This window comes from Paenibacillus mucilaginosus 3016 (assembly GCF_000250655.1).
In the GTDB taxonomy this organism is placed as follows: domain Bacteria; phylum Bacillota; class Bacilli; order Paenibacillales; family NBRC-103111; genus Paenibacillus_G; species Paenibacillus_G mucilaginosus.
Map to the genome: position 1 here is coordinate 4,707,106 of NC_016935.1, position 25,648 is coordinate 4,732,753.

Sequence of the window (25,648 nt, forward strand, 5' to 3'; positions counted from 1 at the left end):
TTATAACGATATATCGTATTGAGTCAAATTGTTTTTTCGTAAGTCCTTTTCGAAAGTCAAAAACCCGCCCCACCTGCCTCGCAGGAAAGAGCGGGTCTTGATCAACAAGGTGGAACTCCGTTAAGGCCTCCACAGGAGACGGCTTATCGTATCGCAGCCGCGCTCCGAGTGCCTGGCAGCAGCACGCTTTGGGCCAGAGCCAGGTTCGCTGCGCAGTGCTCCCGGTCCAGCATCCGGTTGTGCGTCCCCCGGCCCTGTACGATGTGCAGCGTTCCTGCCGTCAGGCCGCCCCACTCGGAAGCCCGGGCGTTCCAGAACGATCGCAGCTCCTCGTCCCCGTTCTCCGACTGGATCAGCAGGAGATCCGCCCGGATGCGGCCGGTCTGCCGCAGGGATCTTAAGTAAGCCTCGTAGGCGCCCATCTTCCTCGTAATCTCCTCTCTGCCGCTCTCGAGCAAAGAGAGGTCCGCCGAAGGCTCGATCGACGCCAGATGGCTCTGGAGCTCCTCGAAGGGATCTCCAGGCTTCTCTTCGGCCGCTTCCGGAAGGGAATCCAGCCTTGGGTAGCTGTCGAAGAGCAGCACCATGGAAACCGTTCTTCCCAGGCGTTCCAGCTCCTTGGCGGTTTCGAAGGCCAGGTTGCCGCCTCCCGAGTAACCGGCGAGCCGGATCTCCCCGTGCGGCTGGTGCTTCGTAATCACGGATACATAGCGCTCGATGCGGTCTTCCTCTTCGATGTAATCGAAGGCCAGCACCGCCGCCTGTCCGCGGAGCTCATGGGCCAGGCCGGCGAATGTCAGACCGTAGCCGACCACCGGAGGGAAGCAGAAGACCGGACTTCCCTGCTCTACGTTCCACAGTGTCCAGTGCTGGCTGTCGGTCCGGCTGTGCAGGTGTCCGGCCAGCTCCCGAACCGTGGCGTGGGCGAAAGCCGCGCCGATGCCGAGCTCCGCACCCAGCTCCCGGTTCACTCGGCCGACCATCTCTAGCAGCTTCATGGACTGGCCGCCGAGGTCGAAGAACGAGTCATGGACCCCGACCCGCTCCGCGCCGAGCACCTCCGCCCAGATCGCCGCAAGCTTCTCTTCCAGCGGGTCCCCAGGCGGCACATAGGCTGAAGCGTCTGCCGTATGGACCGGTTCAGGCAGCGCCCTGCGGTCCACCTTCCCGTTCGGCGTGAGCGGCAGCTCCTCCAGCTGCAGGAAGGCGGCAGGAATCATATAGGACGGCAGCGAAGCCGCCAGCGCCTGCCGGAGCTCCGGCCCGCGGATGCTTCGCACCGCGGTGTAATAAGCGCAGAGCTCGGTGGATCCACGGAGGTCCTTGTAAGGCGCCACGAACGCTTCCGACAGCCCGTCCACGGTCAGGAGCCGGGCTTCGATCTCTCCCGGTTCGATCCGGTGTCCCCGGATTTTGACCTGATGATCGATCCGCCCGAGATATTCGATGGTTCCGTCCGCCAGCCAACGGGCGGAATCGCCTGTCCGGTACAGCCGCTCCCCGGGTACCCAAGGATGGTCCGTGAACTTCTCCGCCGTGAGCTCCGGCCGGTTCAGGTAGCCGCGGGCTACGCCGACGCCGGCAACGCAGAGCTCACCAGGAGCGCCGATCGGCTGAAGCCGGTCTTCGGGTCCAAGGATATAAACCCGGGTATTGGGCAGCGGCCGGCCGATGGTGACCGGCGTGCTTTCGGACGAAGCCCCCTCACCCGGTGCCGTCCAGGCCGTGGCGCAGATCGTCGTCTCCGTCGGTCCGTACGCATTGACATACGTCAGGTGCCTGGACCACCGGGCGATGAGCTCCGGCGTTGCCGCCGAGCCGGCCGTAACCAGCAGCCGGAGTGAAGGCAGACGCTCCGGCTGCAGATGCGTCACGTACGTAGGAGGCAGCGTGAGTACGGTCAGTCCGGCCGCGGCGGCATACCGTTCGAACGCGCCCGCATCGCGGATCGTTTCGTCCGAAGGAATGTGCAGGGCGGCGCCGGTGAGCAGTGCCATGCCGATCTCCCAGACGGAAGCATCGAAGGAGATGCTGGCGAACTGGCCGATGCGGTCCTCCGGGCGGATGCCCAGGTCGCTCTTCCAATAGGCGGACAGGTTGGCCAGTCCCCGGTGCTCGACGACAATGCCCTTGGGGCGTCCGGTCGTACCGGAGGTGTAGATCAGATAAGCGGCTGAATCAGGCGACGCTTGAGAGGCGTCGGACGCTTCGGCAGGCACCGGAAGATCAACATTGTCGGCGATGTTCGGTTTTTCTGCCGCAGCTTCAATGCCATCCGTCAGCCACCCTTCGGCCAACAGGATGCTGCCGTGCCATGCCCGGCCGTAAGCGGCGAGAATGTCCCGCCTGGTCAGCAGCAGGCTCACGCCGCTGTCCTCCAGCATGAAGGCGATCCGCTCCCCCGGGTATCCCGGGTCGATCGGCAGGAAGGCGCCGCCGGCCTTGAGAATGGCGAGCAGGCCGACTATCATCTCGGCGGACCGGCCCAGGAACAGGCCGACCGGCATGTCGCGGCTTACGCCGAGCCCCCGAAGCTCTGCGGCCAAGCCGTCGGAGAGGCGGTCGAGCTCCCGGTAGGTGAGCGTGCCGCCGCCGCAGACGACCGCCGGGCGGTCCGCATGCCGGCGGGCCTGCTCCTTGAATAAGGCGTGGAACGTCTGTCCGCTTGGCCAGCCTGCCTCCGTATCGTTGAAAGCTTCGGTCAGCAGGCCGCGTTCTTCGCCTGGCAGGATCTCCAGAGCGCCGAGCCGGCTCCCGGGAGCTTCCAGGATGCCGCCGATCAGCTGCAGGAAATGGGCGGCCATGCGTTCGACCGTCTCCCGTTTGAACAGCGCCGTGCTGTATTCGAACTGGAAGAGAAGGCCTTGCTCTTCCTCCGCCGCGATCAGGGTCAGGTCGAACTTGGATACGGTGTGCGCGGCAGGGTAAGGCTTCAGGGTCAGTCCATCCACGTTGATCTCCCGGCGCTCGGTATTCTGGAGCACCAGCATGGTATCGAACAGCGGATGGCGGCTGAGGTCCCGGCGGGCGCCCAGCTTCTCGACAAGCGCTTCGAACGGGTAATCCTGGTGCTCGAAGGCCTCCAGCGCCGTCTCTTTCACCTCCTGCAGATAGGCCGGGAACGATTTGTTCCGCTCCGGCTTCACCCGCAGCGCCAGCGTTCCCACGAACATGCCGATGAGCTGCTCCAGATCCGCATGGGGTCTTCCCGCGGTCGGCGTGCCGATGACCATATCCTCATCGCCGCCGTACTTGGACAGCAGTATGCTGTAGGCCGCCAGCAGCACCATATACAGCGTGGCGCCGGCGTCTTCGGCAAGCTGCCGCAGCCTGCGGCCTGCCTCCGCGTCAAGCTTGAATTCGACGAGTCCGCCCTCATAGCTCGGGCGGGCCCCCCTTGCATAGTCAGCCGGCAGACTCAGCACCGGAAGCTCACCGCGGAACACGTCAAGCCAGTACGCCTCCTGTCCGCGCATACGCTCGCCGGTCAATGCTTCCTGCTGCCATACCGCGTAGTCCTTGTACTGAAGCGGCAGCGGCGGCAGCGTCTGCCCCGCATACAAGGCCGCGAATTCCTGGATCAGCACGGACATCGAGATGCCGTCCGAGACGATGTGATGGGTATCGAAGAGCAGCAGGTGCCGGCTGCCCGTCATCTGGACGAGGCCTACCCGGATGAGCGGCGCCGTACCCAGATAGAACGGCCGGACGAACACCCGGATCATCCGGTCGACAGCGCCGGAATCGGAGGCTGCCTCCAGGAAAAGGGGCTGTACCCTGTAATCCGTCTCGGCGCAGATCCGCTGTACCGGCTCCCCGTTCACCATGCCGAATTGCGTCCGCAGGCTCTCCTGCCGCCGGATCAGCGCACGGAACGCTTCCTGCAGACGGTCCGGGTCCAATCGGCCTTCGAGGATCAGGATGACCGGCATGTTATAGCCGATGCTCTCCCCGGTGAACTCGTTCAGCAGATAGAGCCGCTTCTGGGCCGATGAGACCGGGTACCATTCCCGCTCGGCTGCCGGCTGCAGGGGCAGCTGATCTCCGGCTTCGAGCCGATCCAGGGCATCGGCCATCTCTTCGAGCACAGGCCTGAGGAACATGTCCCTCAGCGGGAGCGTGCGGTGCATGGTTTTGTAGAGCCGTGCGGACAGCGTCATCGCCCTCAGGGAGTGGCCGCCAAGCTCGAAGAAATGGTCCTTGACCCCGGGAGGCTGTGACAGGCCCAGCACCTCCTGCCAGAGGGAGGCCAGCTTTGCCTCGGTTTCGCTGCGGGGAGCGAGATAGGGCTCTCCGCTGCGGACGGACAGATCTGCCTCCGGCAGCGCGCGGCGGTCCACCTTCCCGTTGGCGGTCAGCGGAATGCGGTCCAGCTGCATGCAGGCGGCCGGGACCATATACCCCGGCAGTGCACGGGACAGCCCCACCCTGACTTCCTTGGCGGGCAGCTCCCGCTCTGCCGTGTAATACGCACAAAGCTGCTTCTGGCCGTTCCCGTCCTCCCTCACGATAACCACCGTCATCCGGACGCCGGGAATCCGCGAGAGAGCGTGCTCGATTTCGCCCGGCTCGATCCGGTAGCCGCGGATTTTGACCTGATCGTCGGTCCGGCCCAGGAATTCGATGCGCCCGTCCGGCAGCCTGCGGGCGCGGTCGCCTGTACGGTACAGCCGCATGCCGGGGAGGTCGGGATGCTCCGTGAATTTTTCCGCCGTAAGCTCAGGCTGGTTGAGATAGCCCCGCGCGAGCCCCGCTCCGGCCAGGTACAATTCGCCTGCCGCTCCGACAGGCTGCAGCTGCCGGTGCTCATTCAGGATGCAGACCGCCATACCGCGGACCGGCCGTCCCAGGGTCACACGTTCACCCGGCAGGCAGCGGCTCACAAGCACGTCCACCGAGGCTTCCGTCGGCCCGTAATGGTTGTAGAGCTCGTAGCCTTTGGCCAGCAGTGCATCCTTCAGTCCCTCCTCGAGCCTCTCCCCTCCGCAGATCAGTGCCTGCAGCGGTTCGACACGCTCCACGTCCGCGAGCAGTTCGCCCATCAGCATCGGGGTCGTATTAAGCAGCTTGATGCCATGCCTGCGGATATAATCACGGAACACCGGACCGTTCAGCATCGTTTCCTTGCGGATGATGTGCAGCCGGGCTCCGTACAGCAGCGTGCCGAAGATTTGCTCGAGGCTCGGGTCAAAGGTGTATTCGGTGGTCAGCATGACGGACGGGGACAGATAAGGCTCGTAGGTGTCATGGAACCAGGTGATCGTATTCAGGATGCTCCGGTGCTCGATCTGTACGCCCTTCGGTGTTCCCGTCGTGCCGGAGGTGTAGAGAAGGTAAGCGAGATCGCGGGATCCGCCTGCCGGGTCCGGGCCCGCGGCTGCCGGGGCGCAAGCAGCGGCGCCGTCCAGCAGAACCGTGTGCAGTGCGGGCGGCACCCGGTCCTTCAGACTCTGCTGAATGACTACGGCTTCCGCCCCTGCATCCTCCAGCATATAGCGGATGCGCTCCGGCGGCAGCTCCGTTCCGACCGGGACGTAGGCCGCACCGGATTTGAGGATCCCCAGGATGCCGGCGATCAGATCGGCTGATGGCTCCGCCATCAGGGCGACGACAGCCCCGGTGCCGATCCCGAGGGCCTGCAGGGCGCAGGCCACGCCGTTCGCCCGTTGGTTCAGCTCCCGGTAGGTCAGCCGCACCTCACCGGAGACGACGGCCGCTGCATCCGGCGTCCGGGCAGCCTGTGCCTCGAACAGCCCGTGCAGCGTATCTCCTGCCGTGTGGGCTGCCCCCGGCTCCAGATGATGAAAGTCCTTTAGCAGCTCCATGCTCTCCGATTCCGTGACCATCCGCAGGGAAGCGATCGGCGTGTAAGGAGCCTCGAGTACCGAGTCGATCAGCTGCAGGTAGTGCGAGGCGAACCGTTCGACCGTCTCCTTATGGAACAAGGCGGCCGCATAGTCGAAGGTGCAGACGATCTGCTCTCCGCGGTCCTCCGCCGTCAGCGACAGGTCGAACTTCGCCGCGGCCGGTTCGGCCTCCAGGGAATTCAGCGTCAGCTCCCCGAGGCTCAGCCCGCCTTCCCTCCCCTGCTGCAGGGCAAACATCGTATCGAAGAGCGGATGGCGGCTCGGATCCCGGGGAATATCCAGCTTCTCCACCAGAGAATCGAACCCGTAGTCCTGATGCTCGAAGGCACCGAGTGCGTTCTCCCTGACTTCCTTCAGGTATGCCGAGAAAGGCTTGTCTCCGGCCGGATAGGTCCTCAGGGCCAGAGTGTTTACGAACAGGCCTTGAACGGCGGCCAGTCCCGGATGCCCTCTTCCTTCGGCGGGCGTGCCCACAATCAGGTCCTCGGCTCCGGTATACTTGGCCAGCAGCGTGTTATAGAGGGCGAGCAGCGCCATATACAGCGTGCTCTCCGAGTGGGCTGCCAGCTCCTTCAGCCTGCGGGTGCGCTCCGGACCGATCCGGAACTCGAACGCGCCGCCTTCGAAGCTCCGCCGGGCGGTTCTGGGGCGATCCGTCGGCAGCTCCAGGACCGGCAGCTCGCCCTGGAAGCAATTCAGCCAGTAAGCTTCCTGGGCCTCGGCCCGCTGCCGTCCGGCCCCCTCCTGCTGCCATACCGCGTAATCCTTGTACTGCAGCTTGACGGGTTCCGGATCCTCTCCGGCATACAGCCGGGTAAACTCGTCCGTCAGCATGCGCATGGAAGCCCCGTCCGAGACAAGATGATGCATGTCAAGCAGCAGCAGATGCCGCTGCTCCCCGAGCCCGAGCAGTCCGGCGCGCAGCAGCGGCGCCTGCTCCAGGTCAAACGGGCGCAGGAAGCCTTGCATGACGACACGGATAAGTTCATCCTGCTGCCCGGTACCCGCGAAGCCGGCTTCCAAGCGTTCGAGGGCAAAGGGCGCCTCCGCCCACACCCGCTGCATAGGTACACCCTGCAGGAGGTGGAAGCTGGTGCGCAGCACTTCGTGGCGGCGGATCAAGCCGCGGAGGGCTTCCTCCAGCCGCACGGGATCGAGCGTGCCTTCGAGCAGCAGCACGCCCGGCATGTTGTAGCTGAGCTCGCCGCCTTCGAGCTGGCTGAGCAGGTACAGCCTTTTCTGGGAGGAAGAGAGTGGATAATGGGACCGGACTTCCGCTGCCGGGATCGGCTCTGCGGCCGTCCGTCCTGAACGGAGAAGAACCTGAGCCAGGCCTTCTACGGTCGGATGCTCGAAGATTTCCCGCAGCGAGACGCCGATGCCCAGCTCTTCATGGATGCGGGCTGCAAGATGGGCGCCCTTCAGCGAATGGCCGCCGAGCTCGAAGAACGAATCGGTAATCCCGACCGGCTTCACCCCGATGACGTCCTGCCAGATCCGGACAAGCGATGCTTCCAGGGCCGTACGGGGCGCCGCAGCGTCCGTACGGAGACTGGGCCCGCCATCCTGGGGAACCGGCAGCCGGCTGCGGTCGATCTTGCCGTTCGGTGTCAGCGGCATCCGCTCGAGCCGGTGGAAGCGGGCCGGCACCATGTAGCCCGGCAGCAGCTTCAGAAGCCCATCTCTTACTGCGGCCGGAGTCAGCTCCCCATCCGCCGTATAGTAGGCACAGAGCTCGCTTTGGCCGTCCCGGTCTTCGCGGGCCAGCACGACGGCTTCCCGGACCCCCGGCTGTTCGGCCAGCCTGGACTCCACCTCGCCCAGCTCGATCCGGTAGCCCCGGATCTTCACCTGGTGGTCGATGCGGCCGAGATGCTCCAGGGTGCCGTCCGGCAGCCAGCGCGCCAGGTCGCCGGTCCGGTACAGCCTCGCGCCCGGCTCGAACGGATGGTCCGCGAACTTCTCCGCCGTGAGCTCCGGCCGTCCGAGATAGCCTCGGGCCAGACCCGTGCCGGCGATGCAGAGCTCGCCCGGGATGCCGGGCGGCTGAAGCTGTCCCGAGCCGCTCAGGATATAGACCCGGTGATTGGCAATCGGGCGTCCGATGCGGACCCTCCGCTCATCCGAAGCCTCCCGGGAGGCGGACCAGATCGTCGTGCAGATCGAGTCCTCCGTCGGTCCGTAGGCGTTGAAGTAATCGAGCCTGCCGCGCCACCTGCGGATCAGCTCGCTTGTGGCGGCCGAACCGGCCGTAATCAGAATCCGCAGGCTGGGGACTTCCTCCGGTGCCAGGTAGGCGGCGTAAGCCGGAGGTAGGGTGGCGACGGTTATCCCGTGCCGGCCGATATAGTCCCGGAGGAGGCGGTAGTCTTTGACCTCTTCGGCGGAAGGCAGATAGAGCGCCGCTCCGCAGAAGAGCGCCATGGTGATCTCCGACAAGGACGCATCAAAGGACATGCTCGCAAACTGGACGACCTTGTCTTCGGCGCGGACGCCGAACACGCCGTCGTAAGCCAGCTTGAAATTCAGGATGCCGCGGTGCTCCACCATGACTCCTTTGGGCCGGCCCGTCGTCCCTGAGGTGTAGATAACGTAGGCGAGATCACGGGACGTAACCTCCGTCTCAAGATTCGTACCGTCCGCATGATAAGAGGCTTCCTCGCCCAGCGCAATCCGGGTGCCGGAGAACGGCACGCCTGTCTCCATTCCGCGGGGCACGAGCAGCACGTCAGCGCCGGAATCCTCCAGCATATAGCGGATGCGTTCCTCGGGATACTCCGGATCGACCGGCACATAGGCGCCGCCGGCTTTCAGCACCGCGAGGATCGCAATGACCGCATCGGCGGAGCGGTCCGCCAGAACCGCCATGATGCGTCCCTGTGCGGAATCGTGCGCGAGCAGGGTCCGGGCGAGCCGGTTGGCCCGCTCGTTGAGCTCCCGGTAGGTGAACCGCTGCTTCCCGCAGAGGAGCGCAGCCGCCTCCGGCGTCCGGGCCGCCTGGGCTTCGATCAGGCCATGGATCGTTCCCTCCGCTATGTCGGCGTCCGTATCGTTGAACGTTTCGAGCAGTTCCTGTTTCTCGGCGGATGTGATCATCTCCAGCTCGGCGATGGTCGACTCCGGTGCTTCCAGAACCGCATCAATGAGCTGAAGGTAGTGTGCCGCCATGCGCTCGATCGTCTTCTCTCCGAACAGTGCGCTGCGGTATTCCAGGCTGCAGGTGATCGCCCGGTCGTCTTCCGCGGCGTTCAGCGTGAGGTCGAACTTCGCCGCCGGGGCTGCCGACGGATAAGGGTGCAGCTGCAGCCCCGTACCGTCTGTATCGCCCCGGTCCATATTCTGCAGGGCAAACAGGGTGTCAAAGAGCGGATGCCGGCCGGGTTCTCTCGCGATGCCCAGCTTCTCCACCAGCTCTTCAAACGGATACGCCTGGTGCTCCAGCGCCTGCAGGGTGCTCTCCCGGACTTCCCCCAGGAAGTCCAGGAAGCTCTTCGATCCGGCAGGCCGGCTCCGCAGCGCCAGCGTACCGACGAACATGCCGAGCAGCGGCGCTAGATCCGGATGCGGCCTACCGGCCGCAGGCGTGCCTACGATGAGGTCCTCCTGCCCGCTGTATTTGGCCAGCAGGACATGGTAGATCGACTTCAGCAGCATGAACATCGTCGAGCCGGAAGCCGCGGCCAGGCTTCTCAGGCCCTGCAGACGGGAGGCGTCGATCACAAAATCCACCGTACCGGCCGAGAAGTCGGGCTTGCCGCCTCTCGGTTCATCCGTTGGCAGCTGAAGAAGCGGCAGTTCGCCTTCGAAGACCCCAAGCCAGTAAGCCTCCTGGGCTTCGAGTGCCGTGCGGCCGAGACCTTCACGCTGCCACACCGCATAATCCTTGTATTGATTCTTCAGCGGAGTGAGCTGCACTCCGGCGTAAAGGGCAGCGAACTCCCGGGTGAGGATGCCCATCGATATCCCGTCCGAGATAATGTGATGCATATCGTACAGCATCAGATAGCGGCCGGGAGCTGTCTCGAGCAGCCCGACTCTCAGCAGCGGAGCCTCCTCCAGCCGGAACGGGCGGACGAACGCCCGGATCCGTTCCCCGATTTCCTCGCGCGCTTCCTGCTTGCCGCTCAGCGGCGGCAGGAGCTCGACGGCCCACTGCACTTCCGAGTGCACCCGCTGCACAGGCTCGCCCTGGATCATCTCGAAGCCGGTCCGCAGCGCTTCGTGCCGTGCAATCAGGTGCCGGAACGCTTCCTCGAACCGGCGGAGATCCAGCGATCCTTCCACGGAGAGGACGCCCGGCATATTGTAGCTGAGCTCCCCTCCGACAAGCTGGCTGAGGATGTAGATCCGTTTTTGTTCGGAAGAAACGGGATAATAAGTCCGCTCCGGGGCTCTCGGGATCGGGATATATTCCTCTCTTGCCCCCGCATCGATCAGCCCGGCCATCGACTTGAGCGTCGGGTGGCGGAAGAGATCACCCAGCGGGACATTGGTCTGCAGGTCCCGGTAGATGTGGGCCGCCAGAGCGGCCGCCCGCAGCGAATGCCCGCCGACCTCGAAGAAGCTGTCCTTCCTGCCGTATCTTCCCCCGCCCAGCACCTCGGCCCACAGCTCTGCCAGCCGGATCTCCGTGCGGGTCTGCGGCGCTTCGTACACCGCTGTACCGCGGCTGTCCTCTCCTGGTGCCGGCAGGGCGTCCCGGTCGATCTTGCCGTTGCGCGTCAGCGGCATCCGCTCGAGCAGGACGAAGAACGATGGAATCATGTACCCCGGCAGCTCGCCGGACAGGGCCTGCCGGATCTCGCTTGGAGCGATGGCCCGGCCTGAGGTGTAATAGGCTGCGAGTTCGAGCCCCCCCTCTCCGCTTCCTGCGAGGACGACGGCTTCGTCGATCCCCTCCAGCTGCAGGAGCTGGGCTTCGATCTCCCCAAGCTCGATCCGGTGGCCGCGGATCTTGACCTGCTGGTCGATCCGGCCGATGTACTCCAGCGTGCCGTCCGGCAGCCGGCGCACAAGGTCCCCCGTACGGTACAGCCGCCCGGCCGGGTCGAACGGATTCGGCGTGAACTTCTGTGCCGTGAGGTCTTCCTGCCCCAGGTACCCGAGCGCAAGACCGGCCCCGCCGATGCAGAGCTCCCCTGGCACGCCGACCGGCTGCAGGGCGCCTTCCCGGCTCAGCACATAGGCCGTGGTGCCGCTCAGCGGCCGGCCGATCGGCACGCCTGCAGCCGATTCATCCAGCCGGTTCACCTCATGGGAGGTGGCGAACACCGTCGTTTCCGTCGGCCCGTAGACATTGATGAGCCGGCCCGGTCCCAGATGCTCCAGCGCTTTGCGGACGTGCCTCACCGAGGCCCGTTCCCCGCCGAAGAGCACCTTCCGTGTCCCCGACAGGGCGTGAACGTCGGTGTCGACCAAGGCATTGAACAAGGACGTGGTCATGAACAGCACGGTGATCCGTTCCCTCTCCAGCGTTTCGGCCAGCAGACGGAGGTCGAGCAGATCCTCCTTGGCCATGAGCACGAGCCGGCCGCCGCTCGTCAGAGCGGCCCAGAGGTCGAACACGGAACCGTCGAACGCGTAGTTCGAGAGCTGCAGAATCCGGTCGCTGTCATCCAGCGAAATGTAATTCGTTTCTTTCACCACCCGCAGCACGCTGCGGTGGGCGGTCAGGATGCCCTTCGGCCGGCCGGTCGTACCCGAGGAGTAGATGATATAGGCCGGGTCGTCCGGCCCCGATACCGGAGCAAGGTTGGTGCCGTCCCCGTCTTCGAAGGACGGATCATCCACGCAGATCCTCGGACCGTCATAAGCGGTCCGGCCGGCCAACGCGCGCTGCAGCACAAGCATCCGGACACCCGAGTCCTCCAGCATGTAACGGATCCTTGCTTCCGGGTAATCGGGATCGATCGGCACATAGGCGCCGCCGGCCTTCAGGATGGCCAGGATGCCCACGACCATCTCCACGGAGCGGTCCGTCAGAAGCGCCGCCGGCATACCCGCCCCAAGGCCGGCCTGCCGGAGCGTCCGCGCCAGCCGGTTCGCCCGGGCGTTCAGCTCCCGGTACGTCCACCGCTCGCTGCCGAAACGGACGGCTGCCGCATCCGGCGTGCGCTCCACCTGCGCTTCGAACGCTTCATGCAGGGTGATTCTCCACAGCGGGTTGTCGGCTCCGTCCGCATTGAAGCCGTGCAGCAGAAGCTCCTCTTCGGGTGTCAGCACCGGCAGCTCTGCGAGCTTCGTCTCCGGAGCGGCTCCCACCGCCCGGACCAGGCGCAGCAGATGCCCGGCCATGCGCTCGGCCGTCTCCCGCTTGAAGAGGGCGCAGGCGAATTCCAGCGTGCAGTCGATGACCTCTTCCCGCTCGACCGCATTGAGCGTCAGGTCGAATTTCACCGCCGGGGTAACCGGTTCATGCGGCGTCAGACGGATGCCGTCCGCCTCCAGCGCCCGCTGCCCGGTATTTTGCAGGGCGAACATCGTGTCGAAAAGCGGATGACGACTGCTGTCCGCCCCCGCGCCCAGCTTCTCCACCAGCAGATCAAACGGGTAGTCGCCGTGCTCGAAGGCCTGAAGGCTCCTCTCCCGGACGTCCTGCAGATAGGCCAGGAAGCTGATGCCGCTCTCCGGATAGCAGCGGAGGGCCAGCGTATCGACGAACATCCCGATGAGCGGATCGAGGTCCGGATGATGACGGCCCGCCGCCGGGGTGCCTACGATGAGGTCCTCGGCTCCGCTGTACCGGGACAGCAGCGTGGTATAGACCGCGAGCAGCACCATGTAGAGCGTCGAACCCGTACGTGCGGCAATCTCCCGCAGCCCGCGGCTTTCCTCCGCCCCGATCGTGAACCGGACGGTATCGCCCTCGAAGCGTCTGACGGCTCCGCGCGGATAATCGGCCGGCAGCTCCAGCACCGGCAGGCTGCCCTGGAACGTCTCCAGCCAGTAAGCTTCTTTTTCCTTCATCGAAGGGCTCTCCAGCTCCGCCTGACGCCACATCGTGTAATCTTTATACTGGGTGGCCAGCAGAGGCAGCGTCCGCCCTGCATACAAGGCTGCAAACTCCTCCACGAGGATGCCCATCGATGCCCCGTCCGAGACGATATGGTGCATATCGAACAGCAGGAGATGGGATTCCCCGCTCCGGCGGAGGCAGCCCACCCGCATCAGAGGCGGCGTCGCCAGATCGAACGGTCGGACAAAACGGTTCATGTACGCCTCTAGCTCATCCGGATGCAGCGCATCCGGAGATCCGCTCTCCTCCCGCAGCAGCTCCAGCCGGAAGTCCGCTTCGGCATGAATCCGCTGGACGGTCTCGCCATTCACGGTATGGAAGCTCGTGCGGAGCGTATCGTGACGCCCGACGATCTCCCGGAACGCGGCTTCGAGCCGCTCCGGATCGAGCGGTCCGCTTACGGTCAGCGCGCCCGGCATGTTGTAGCTGAGCTCTCCGCCCTCTCTCAGACTGAGGAGATACATCCGCTGCTGGGCGGAGGATACGGGATATTCCTGCCGCTCCGCCGCCCTTGGGATCGGGCTGTATTCGGCCCGGCCCAGTCTCTCCAGCTGCTTGGCCTGCTCCTTAACCGTCCTGAAGCGGAAGAGCTCCTTGAGCGGGATGCGGCGCTTCAGCTCCTGATGAATCCGGGCGGCCAAAGCGGCCGCACGCAGCGAATGCCCGCCCAGCTCGAAGAAATCGTCATGGCGGCCCACCCGGCCGACGCCCAGCACTTCCTGCCAGATCGCGGCAAGCTGCGCCTCAAGCGGCGTCTCCGGTGCCGCAAAGTCCCGGTCTTCTTCGGGCGCGAAGGCCTGCGGCTCGGGTAGCGCCCGCCGGTCGACCTTGCCGTTGCGCGTGAGCGGCATCCGCTCGAGCTGCACGAAGGCGGCCGGCACCATGTACCCGGGCAGCGATTCGGACAGCGCGGCTTTCAGCTCGCGTGCGGACAGAGGCCGGTCGGCGGTGACATACGCGCACAGCTGCTTCTGGCCGGCGCCGTCTTCATAGGCGGTCACCACGGCTTCCCGGATTCCGCCGAAGAGCAGCAGCCGGTTCTCGATTTCGCCGAGCTCGATGCGGTAGCCGCGGATTTTGACCTGATGGTCCAGCCGCCCCAGGTATTCGATCGTGCCGTCCGGCAGCCATCGGGCCAGGTCTCCGGTGCGGTACATCCGCTCTCCCGGGAAGAGCGGGTCGGCCGTGAACTTCTCCGCCGTGAGCTCCGGCCGGCCCAGGTAGCCCCGGGAGAGCCCGTCCCCCGCCACGCACAGCTCGCCCGGCACGCCGATCGGAAGCAGGCGGCATGCTTCATCCACGATATAAGCGCGCGAGTTGCGGATCGGGCGTCCGATGGGGATGGAGTTTCCAAAGTGTTCACCGATCTCATATGTGGTGGAGAACGTGGTGTTCTCCGTCGGCCCGTAGCCGTTGACGACCTGCAGTCCCGGATGCGCGTCCTTCAGCTTCCGGATGTGTACGGGCGATAAGGCGTCGCCGCCTACGATCAGCGTACGCAATCCGGTGAAGAGCGCGGGATTCTGCTGAACGAGCTGGTTGAACAGCGGGGAGGTCAGCCACATGACGGTGATCCCTTCCCGGCGTACGGTCTCCTCGAGCAGGAACGCGTCGAGCAGGATATGCTCCTCCACGAGATGGAGGCTCAGCCCGCTCAGCAGCGCGCCCCAGATTTCGAACGTGGAAGCGTCGAACCCAAGCGCGCCGGTCTGCAGAATCCGGTCCTGAGGCCGGAAGTCGATATAATCCGTATTGCGCACAAGCCGCACGACACTGCGGTGCTCCACCATCACCCCTTTGGGCTGTCCGGTCGTGCCCGAGGTGTACAGAATGTATGCGAGGCTCCGGGGGCCGGCCGACGGCTCCAGCCTCTCTCTATGGTCCAACCGGGCGGCTGCTTCATCCATGGGCAGACACTCGATGCCGAAATCCGGCCGTTCGCTTCCTGCTCCGTCCGGTACCAGAAGGAGCCGGGCCCCCGAATCCCCGAGCATGTAACGGATGCGCTCCTCCGGAAAAGCGGGATCCACCGGGACATAGGCTCCTCCGGCCTTGAGGATGGCGAGCAGGCCGATGACCGTCTCCGGCGAGCGCTCCGCCAGGATGGCGACAGGGCTCTCCTCCTTCACGCCCCGTGCCTGAAGCAGCAGGGCCAGTGCGTCCGCCCGTTCGTTCAGCTCGCGGTACGAAAGGCTCTGCCCGCCGAACTCGACGGCTGCCCGGTCCGGCACCCGTGCCGCCTGCTCCTCGAACAGGGTGCAGATCGACGCCTCATGCGGATAATCGGCAGACGTATCGTTGAAGGTCTGCAGAATCTGCTCCTTCTCCTCTTCGGTAAGCGGGTCGAGCTCGGCTGCCGGGCCGTCCGGCCGCAATGCGGTCTGCTCGAGCAGGGCCAGAAGATGCCCGCGGATGCGTTCCACCGCCTCACGCGGGTAACGCCGGCTGTTGTACTCGAAATGAAGCTGCAGATTGTCTCCCGGAATGACAATGACATTGAGATCATAGTTCGTCTGTTCGGCGGCGTGCACGCCGGTAACCTTGAGTCCGGAGCCCAGCAGACCGCCCGGTGCGGCGAGCAGCTCTTCCGCCGGGTAGTTCTCGAAGGCCAGGATATGGTTCACAAGCTCCCGCCCCTGCCCGCTGCGGGATTGGATCTCGTAGAGCGGGTACGTCTCATGCTCGCGCGCTGCCGCCGCATCCTCCTGCAGCCGCTTGGCCACGTCGGAGAAGGGGGAGCCGGGATCAGCCGCGACCCTTACGGGAACCGTGTTGATGAACAGGCCGAGCATCCGGTCCGCGCCCGCCAGCTCCGCCGGTCTTCCCGAGACGACGCATCCGAAGACGACATCCTTCGAGCCGCTATACTTCTGAAGCAGGACGCCCCACGCCGCCTGAATCCAGCTGGACAATGTGGTCCGCCGCTTCGACGCCTCCCGGCTCAGCCGGCCGGTCAGCTCGCGGCCGAGGGCGCAGGACACCCGCTCCGCCCTCGGCTCTTCCGCCCCATCCGTCAGAGTCCCCGGCAGAAGGGTTGGTCCGCTGTATCCGTCGAGATAAGCGGTCCAGTATGCGGCAGACTCCTGCCCCTCCTGTTGTCCCAGCCATTCGATGTACCGGCTGTATGGCGGGGCGGCGGGAAGCTCAGGCTGCTTCCCTGCCGCGAGGGCCGCATAGATGGTGAATACCTCCTCGACCATCAGGGAGAGGCACCAGCCGTCCATCAGCACATGATGGAAGCTCCACAGGAAGCGGTAGTCCTCTTCCCCCGTGCGCAGGACGGTCAGGCGCATCAGCGCATCCGATGCGAGGTTGAACCCTCTGGCCCTGTCCTCGGACGCAGATGTGTCCAGGAGAGCCTGCAGGCGGTCCGCATCACCGCGGTGCATCCGCAGATCCACGAGCCGCAGCTCCGGCTCTCTCGTGCGGAAGACCGCCTGCAGCGGCAGCCCGTCCGCCCGCTGGAGGAAGTTCGTACGGAGCACCGCGTGCCGCTCCACCAGCAAGCGCAGGCTTTGGGCGAGCGCGCCCGTCTCCAGCGGGCCCTTCAGATCCACCGCCGTCTGCTCGAAATACGCTTCCGGCCGGTCGCCCATCAGGTGGTGGAACAGCATTCCCTGCTGCATCGGGGTCAGCGGATACAGGTTCTCCAGCTCCCCGATCCCGCTCACATCTTCCGCGAAGGCGTCCAGCTCCTCCGCGCTGAAGCCCTGCACCAGAACGTCGCTTGGCGTCAGCTCGCTGTGGTCCCGTGATGCGCAGTGGGTGATGACTTCCTCGAGGAACGACCGCAGCAGCGCCGCCAGCCCTTCCACCGTCTCCCTCCGGTACTCGCTGCGGCAGTAGCTGATCTCGAATTCGAGCCTTCCTTGCTTGAGCATCCCGTTGATGTCAAGCACGTAAGGACGCTTGGCCAGCGGGCTCACCGCTTCCCCGATTCCATAAGGGGAGAGCGCAAAGCCGCTGCCCGCCAGATCCTGATCGAACTGTCCGAGGTAGTTAAACGAAATCTCCGGCTCGGCGGCTCCTTCCAGATGTCCTCCATGGGCGGACAAATACCGGAGCACGCCGTAGCCCCGTCCCTTGCGCGGAACTCTCCTGAGGGTCTCCTTCACGTGCTTGATCTGCTTCCCGAGCGGAAGCCCGTCCGGCAGCTCCAGCAGGACCGGGAACTGGCAGGTGAACCAGCCCACCGTCCGGGAAACGTCGGTTCCGGCGGCCAGCTCTTCCCTGCCGTGGCCTTCGAGGTTCACCTTGATCCGCCGCAGCCCGGACCACTCCCGCACCGCCAGTCCGAGGGCGGTCAGCAGGATGTCGTTCGCCTCCGTATGGTAGGCGCGGTGAACCTCCTTCAGCAGCCGCTGCGTATCCGCCTCGGCGAGCTGCAGGGTAACGGTGCCGCTGTCTCCGGTGAGTGGACGCGGGCAGACCCCGTCTCTTGGCAGTGGCGCGATGTCCGCCTTTTCGGCGGCCTCCCAGTAGGCCCGCTCGGTCTCCCATGCTCCGCTCTCCGCTTCCCCCTGCAGGGCCTGAGCCCACTCGCGGAACGAGGCGGTCTTCAGCGGCAGCCGAACGTCCTGTCCGCTGCTTGCCTGTGCATACCCGGCCGCCAGGTCCTCGAACAGGATGCGCCACGATACCCCGTCCACCGCCAGGTGATGAATGACGATTAGCAGGTGGTCGCCGTCCGGACACTGGAACAGGCACAGCCGCATCAGGGGACCCTCGTTCAGACGGAAGCCGCGCTGGATTGCGTTGGCCCGGGCACTTACCTCCCCGGCAACTTTTATCGGCGGCAGGTCACGCAGGTCCAGGACTTCCATACGGCAGGCTTCGCCATCGCCCACAGCCCGGTTCCGCACCTGTGTTCCGCCTTCTTCCTTGATCCATACCAGACGAAGCGCGTCATGATGGGCTGCAATAGTCTCAGCGGTACGGCGGAGCGCCTCCGGCTCGAAGCGGTCCCGGCGGCAGAGCATGACCGCCTGATTGTAGTGGTGCGGCTCGGCGAGCTCCTGCTCCCCGAACCAGTGCAGGATCGGGGTAAGCGGCACCTCGCCCGACACTTCCCCTTGGTCGGACGCTCTTCCGGCCGCCTTCAGGTGCGGAGCCAGCTCCGCAGGCGTCGGATACCGGAAGAGGTCCTTGAGATCGAGCCTGTACCCTTCCTGCAGCAGCTTGGAGGCCGCCTGAATCGCCTTGATGGAGTCGCCGCCGAGCTCGAAGAAGCTGTCGTGCATTCCGACCGCAGCGCCGCCAAGCACCGACTGCCAGACGGAGGCAATCGCACGCTCCCCTGCCGTGCGGGGCGGCACATAACCAGCCGTCACTGTCGCAGTGGATTCCTGCGGCGAAGGGAGCGCCCGGCGGTCCACCTTGCCGTTCGGCGTCAGCGGCAGTCGCCCCAGCAGCACCCAGCGGGCCGGCACCATATGGGCCGGGAGCTTCCCGGCGAGCGCCTGCTTCAGCGCGTCAAGATCGAGTTCGCCTTCGCGGGGGACTACATAAGCGCAGAGCACCTTCTGCCCGTTCCCGTCTTCCCTGGCGGCAGCGACCGCTTCCTTCACGCCCGGGAACTGCAGGATCGCCGCTTCCACCTCGCCTGTCTCAATCCGGAAGCCGCGGATTTTGACCTGCTGGTCCATCCGCCCGAGATACTCGATATTCCCGTCCGGCAGCCATCTCGCCAGATCGCCCGTGCGGTACATCCGCCCTTCAGGCTGGAACGGATCCGCCCCAAAACGCTCCGCGGTCAGCTCTTCGCGATTCCAGTAGCCCCGGCCCACGCCGTGTCCGCCGATATACAGCTCACCCGGGATGCCGGCCGGCTGCAGCGCAAGGTGTTCGTCCACAATGTACATCCGCACCCCTGGCAGCGGCCTGCCGATCGGGAGCGTACGGCGGGCCGCAGGCTCCGCTTCAGTCCCTTCATAGAAGGAGGAGTCGATGCATGCTTCCGTGACCCCGTAGCTGTTGAGAATGCGCATCTGCCTGCCCCAGCGCTGCTGCAGCGTCGCGAACGCTTCCGGCGGACATATGTCGGAGCCGAGCACCAGCAGCTTCAAGAACCCGAGATCCAGCCCCCTGTCCTGCACATAATCCATGAATGGGAGAATGAGAGCCGGCGTCGATTCGAAAAAGGTCGCCCGGTGCCTGGCCATCAGCTCGTAGATGCCCGCCGGATCCATACGGATCCCGGCCGGACACAGAATGAGCCGGCCGCCATGGAGCAGCGCGCGGACCAGGTCGCCCGTGAACACGTCGAAGGAGAAGCTCGCCCACTGCAGCACCCGGACGCCCTCTTCCCGAAGACGGTACGCCTCATTCCAGGCGGCGGCAGCGGCGGCGAGCTGTCTGTGCTCGATCATGACGCCTTTGGGCTTCCCGGTCGTTCCGGATGTATAGATAATGTAGGCCAGATGGGAGTCATCGCATACCGGCTCCAGATTGGCCGAATCCCCGCTGTAGGCTGCCTCTTCGTCCAGCAGGACAACGGTCCCGCCGAAAGCCGCGCGTGCTTCCAGCTCCCGCTCGGTTACGAGTACGGACGCGCCGCAGTCCTCCAGCAGATAACGAATGCGCTCCTCCGGATACTCCGGATCTACCGGCACATAGGCCCCGCCGGCTTTGAGGATGGCGAGGATGCCGATGACCATCCGGGCGGAGCGGTGAACCATGATGGCGGCCGGGCGGTCCGCCCCCACGCCATGAGTGCGAAGCGTCCTGGCCAGCCGGTTCGCCTCCCGGTTGAGCTCGCTGTACGTGAGCATCTCGTCACCGAAAAGGACGGCCGGCTCATGCGGGGTCCGCTCTGCCTGATCCTCGAACAGCTCGTGCATGGTCTTCCCGGCCGCCAAGCCCGCGTCTGATGCCAGCGGAGCATGGAACCCGCCCAGAATCCGTGCCGCATCCTCTTCTGTGGCCAGCTGAAGCTCCTTCAGCGCGGCCTTCGGCTGCCGGCCATCTGCTGGAGCAGGTGCAGGAGCCGGTCCCGAACGCTCTCGATGACACCGTTCTCGAAGGCCAGCGCATTATACTCCAGCTGAAGGCGCAGCGCTTCGCCCGGGATGACGGTCAGATTCAGTTCATAGTTCGTCTGTTCCGTCAGCGTAACATTCGTGAGGCGCAGCCCCGTGCCGGAGGAGCCGCCCCACAGCTGCACCTGATCCTCGACGGGATAGTTCTCGAAGATGACCAGACTGCGGATGAGCTCCTGCTGGCGGCCGGACGCCGCCTGAATCCGGTAGAGCGGGTACGTCTCGTAGGGCCGGGAGCTCAGGGCATCCGCCTGCACTTGTGCCAGCAGCTCGGTGACCATGGCCTCCGCCCCGCAGCGGATGCGCACGGGGATCGTATTGATGAAGAGCCCGACCATGCGTTCGATGCCGGGAATCTCGGCCGGCCTGCCCGACACCACGGTGCCGAAGACGACGTCTTCCGTACCGCAGGATTTGGCCAGCAGGACCGCCCAGGCGGCCTGGATCAGGGAGTGCAGCGTGACCTGGGACTCCCGGGCCAGCCTGCCGAGCTCCTGCGTCAGGACGCTCTCCAGGTCCAGCACGAGGGTACGGGCCTCATAGCCCGGGACCGCTGCGGGATCGGCAGCGCCAGGCAGACCGGTCCCCGCTTCGTACCCGGCCAGCACGCCCTGCCAGTACCCGGCCGCCGCCTCTTCGTCCTGCAGCGACAGCCAGCGGATATACTCGCTGAACGGCGTCACGGCGGAAGCAGGAGCGGATTTCCCTTGCCCGAGCAGCTCCGCGTACGTCTCGAATACTTCCTTGGTGATCAGGGACAGACACCAGCCGTCCATGATGATATGGTGGAAGCTCCACAGGAAGCGGCAGGACGCCGGACCCGTGCGGATGATCGTCAGACGCATGAGATCCTCGCGGTCCATGCGGAAGCCTCTGGCCCGATCTTCCCGGGCAAGCGCCTTGAGCTCGTCCTCCAGCCCCGCCGCCTTCGTTCCGCGGAGGTCCAGAATCCTGAGCTCTCCCCCGCTCCGGCGGAAGACGACCTGCAGAGGCTCTTCCTTCCAACCAGTGAAGATGCGGGTGCGCAGCACATCATGCCTCCGGACCAGCGCATGATAGCTTGCTGAGAACGCTTCAAGATCAAGCTCCCCTTCCACGTCGAAGGAAGCCTGCTGGAAGTAGGCGGGCGAGTCCGCGTCGAGCAGCGAATGGAACAGCATCCCCTGCTGCATCGGGGTCAGCGGATATATATTCTCGATCTCGCCGACCTGGCGGGACTCGGCGGTGAATTGCTCCAGCTCCTCCAGCGAGATGCCCCGGGCCAGCACATCGCTCGGCGTCACTTCCTGCTCCTGCCTGGATGCGCAGTGGGCAATGATCATCTGCAGAGCGCACTGCAGCTCTCCGGCGAGGCTGTCCATGGACTCCCGGCGGAATTCCTGCCGGCTGTAGCTGATCGTCAGGGTCAGCACACCGTCCCGGATCATGGCCTGAAGATCCAGCGGTGCGAGGCGGGCCGCTCTTCCGCTCTGCAGATTTCCCGCCGGGTAAGGCGACAGCTGCAGGCCGTGCGCGTTCAGATCCTGGTCGAACTGCCCCAGATAATTGAAGGAAATCTCAGGCTCGGCTCCCGAGACCAGCCCCTGCCCGCTCAAATGCTTCAGAATCCCGAAGCCCACGCCCTTGCCCGGTACGTTCCGCAGCCGTTCCTTCACGGCCTTGATCCGGCCCGGCAGGGTCGGGAGAGACCCGGTCTCAAGCGTGACCGGATAGCGGCTCGTGAACCAGCCGACAGTCCTTGTGATGTCCACTCCGGGAACAATGGGTTCCCGGCCGTGTCCTTCGAGGGCGATCCGGACACGGGGCAGACCGCTCCACTTCCCGACGGCCATCTCCAGGGCGGCGAGCAGAATATCGTTGATCTCCGTCCGGTAGGCGCGGTTCACCCGCGTCAGCAGCAGGCCGGTCTCTTCCTCCGACCATTCCACCGTTACGATCTGGCTGTCTTCATTGCGCGAAGGTTCATCCGGAACCGTTCGGGGCAGAGGCCAGCTCTCCAGAGCGGCCGCCGCTTCCCAATAGCCCCGCTCCTTCTCCGCCTCTTCACTCCGGGCATAGCGGGAGAGCCCTTCCGCCCAGGTACGGAACGAATCGGTCTTCGCCGGGAATACGGGCGTCTCTCCTCGCGCGGCTTGGGCATAGCCCGCCGCAAAGTCTTCAAGCAGGATGCGCCAGGACACGCCGTCTACGGCCAGATGATGCACGGCCATCAGCAGGTGATCGCCCTCCGGGCAGCGCAGCAGTCCGAGCCGGACGAGCGGACCGTGCTCCAGGTCCATCCGGCTTTGGATTTCCTCGGCTTTTGCCGTTACCGCTTCCTGCAGACCGGGTCCCTCCCAGCCTGTATAATCCACACACTCCAGGTGGAACGGCAATCCCTCCCTGGTTCCGCGGTTCCAAGCGGTATACGCTCCTTCTCCGCTTCGGCGCAGCACGAGACGGAGGGCATCGTGATGTGCGGCGATGGCTTCCATAACCGTCCGCAGCGTACCCTCGTCGAACCGCTCCTCCCTGAAGAGCATTACGGCCTGGTTAAAATAGTGCGGATCGGCCGGTTCCTGCTCCAGGAACCAGCGCTGGATCGGCGTCAGGGTGACGGCCCCCTGCACCTCGCCCTGTTCGGCGGGACGGGTCACCGGGGACATATGAGCGCGGAGCTCGGCAATCGCAGAATACCGGAACAGATCCTTCATCTCCAGGCGCCAGCCGTCCTGCAGCAGACGCGAAGACACCTGGATCGCCTTGATCGAGTCCCCGCCGAGGTCAAAGAACCGGTCGTGTCTTCCGACCGGCCCCGTGCCGAGCACGGTCTGCCATACGGAAGCCAGCAGCTCTTCCAGCGGGTCCTGAGGAGGCGCATAATCCGCCGATCCCGAGAGGTCCGCCAGGGGCGCGGGAAGCGACTTCGCATCGATCTTGCCGTTAGGCGTCAGAGGCATCCGCTCCAGCTGCATGATGTAAGTCGGCACCATGTACGCAGGCAGCTCGCGGGACAAGACCTCTCTCAGCTTTGCCGGGTGGAGTGTTCCCTCCGAAGTCACGTAGGCGCAGAGCACGGATTGACCGGTCCCATCCTCCCGGGCGGCGACCACGGCCTCGCGGATCGACGGCTCGGCCTGCTTCAGCCGGTACTCCACTTCAGCCGGTTCGATCCGGTACCCGCGCACCTTGACCTGCTGGTCAATCCGGCCCAGGTAGACGATATTCCCGTCAGGCAGCCGCTTGGCGAGGTCTCCCGAACGGTACAGCCGGCCGCCGGGCTCGAACGGGTTCCCGACGAATTTGTCCGCAGTGAGTTCGGGACGGTTCAGGTATTCCCTGGCCAGGCCGTCGCCGGCGATGCACAGCTCTCCCGCCACGCCGACCGGTACCTGCCGGAGATCCGCATCCACGATGTAGACGCGGTGGTTCGGCAGCGGAGTCCCGATCGGCACCTCGAAGAACGCCTCCAGTGCTCCCTCGGGGGACCAGACTGTGGTGCAGATGGAGTCTTCCGTCGGTCCGTACGCATTGTAATAGCGCACCTGATCCTTCCACCGGTGCACCAGATCCGGGGACGCCGCAGAACCGGCCGTGATCAGTCTGGCCAGCGTCGGCATCCGCTCCGGCTCCAGGTGGACGGCATAGGCCGGCGGCAGCGTCGCGGTCGTGATGCCCTGCTTCGTTACATACGCTTCGAACGACCTGTAGTTGGTGATATCCGATGGCGAAGGCAGACATACGGCCGCCCCGGAGAAGAGTGCCATATAGATCTCCCACCCGGAGGCGTCGAACGAAGCGCTGGCGAACTGCACGATCCGGTCCTCTTCCCGAATTCCCAGGGTATGCCGGAAGAAAGGCTGGAGGTTGCACAGCCCGCGGTGCCGGACTACGACGCCTTTGGGCCTGCCCGTCGTTCCGGAGGTATAGATGACATAGGCCGGCGCATCGGGTCCCCCCGCAGAAGAAAGATCCGGGGTGCCGGAGATCCGCGAAGCTCCGTCCTCCAAGGGGATGCGGCCGCCGTCAAACGGAACGTTCTCCAGCACGTGAGCCTGCCCGAGCAGCAGCTTCGCTCCCGAATCCCCGAGCATGAAGGCGATCCGCTCCTGCGGATACTCGGGATCCACCGGGACATAGGCTCCGCCTGCCTTCAGGACGGCCAGCATGCCGACGATGAGCTCCGCGGAGCGTTCGGCCATGATGGCGGCATGATCTCCATCCTGCATGCCGTGCTGCCGCAGGGTAAGAGCCAGAGCGTCGGCCCGCTCGTTCAGCTCCCGGTAGCTCAGCTTCCGCTCGCCGTATACGACAGCGGTGTGCTCCGGCGTACGGCGGACCTGCTCCTCGAAGAGCCCGTGGATGGTGCTTCCCGCAGGGTACGGGGCTGCGGTCCGGTGAAATGCGGCAAGCTGCGCCTCCTCCTCCGCATCGAGGACGGACAAGTCGGCAAGCGGCAGGTCCGGGTGCTCCGCCATCCGCCCCATCAGGGTCAGCAGGCGTCGGCTCATCCGTGCGATCTCCTCTTCCCCGAAGAGCGACGTTCTGTAATCGAAGTGGAGCCGGAGCAGCTCATCATCGCCCACCTCTTCCACCCGCAGAAGCACATCGTTGATCTCATGCCCGCAAAAATCCGTCTGAAACCCCGCCGTGAGGTCACCGTAACGCAGGCTTTTGACCGGACGGTATTCGATGGCGGCATCAAACAGCCGGTTCAGCCCCGGGGTGCCGTGAAGCTCCCTCAGCTCCCGGATCAGCCGGTTATACGGATATTTCTGATGGCGCAGCATGCCGGCCTGCTCCTTCGCCGTGCTGCGAAGCAGCCCTGCGGCACTGGCAGCGGGATCGATCCCGATCCGGGCTGCGGCGGTGCTGGCGAACATGCCGATGCGCTCCTTATCCCGGGGGCCCGTCCGGTTCATATAGATCGTCCCGACCGTGATGTCCCGGGATCCGGTAACCTTATGGAGATAGAGCGAATAAGCCGCGAAGATCAAGGTGAACAAGCTCACTTGATGCGTCCGGCATGTCTCCTTCAGTGTTTCATAGAGTTCGCGGTCCAGGGTCGCCGTATACCGTTTAGCCGATGTGTCCTCCCCGGCTGTCGAGCGCGGCTTGAGCTCTCCCCCCTCGGGCAGGCTGCGGAATTTGTTCAGCCAGTACTGGCGGTCCTTCGCCCGGCGTTCCGAGGCTTCATAGGCCTCTTCGGCGGGAAGGGAATCCAGGAAGGCCGGTTTCGGATCTATGGCGGCATCGCCCTGGGTCAGAAGCATATACCGCTCCAGAATCCGGTCCCCGATGAGCTGGCACGACATGCCGTCGAAGGCGATATGATGCGCCCTGAAATGCAGCCAATGCTCCGACTCCCCGATCTTCAGTACGGAGAAGGAATACAGTTCCGCGTCCAGCCACGGGAGCGGGGTCCGGTTGCGCTCATCGATCCAGGCTTCGGCGCTCTCCCTTCCGCCTTCCCCAAGGAAGGTCAGGCAGGGCACGTGAAGCTGTTCCGCAGGCGGCTGAAGATACTGCCATGGCCCTTCTTCGCCGGCAGCGATCCGAAGATGAAACGCATCGTTCTCCCGGATCACCCCGCATACCGCCTGCTGCAGCAGGCCTTCATCCAGCGTGCCGTCGATCACGAGCCTGCCGGCGATCCATGCGGCCGTCGTTCCCGGAAAGAGTTGTTCCGTATACCAGATTCTCTGCTGGGCTTCTGTAAGCGCTGTTCTTTTCGTTGTCTCGGATTTCAA

Annotated in this window: 2 protein-coding genes; both read right to left on the bottom strand. The window is 65.0% G+C overall.

Translation table 11 applies throughout. From position 1 onward, the window contains the following. Window positions 1-143 precede the first annotated feature (143 nt). Window positions 144-19,823 (bottom strand): non-ribosomal peptide synthetase, encoded by a 19,680-nt coding sequence (locus PM3016_RS19780; RefSeq protein ID WP_081484338.1) that lies wholly within the window; start codon window positions 19,821-19,823, stop codon window positions 144-146. Beyond that, complete coding sequence (locus PM3016_RS19785) at window positions 19,820-25,648, bottom strand: non-ribosomal peptide synthetase (protein ID WP_014370667.1); 5,829 nt, start codon at window positions 25,646-25,648, stop codon at window positions 19,820-19,822. Before PM3016_RS19785 ends, PM3016_RS19780 begins: the two co-directional genes overlap by 4 nt.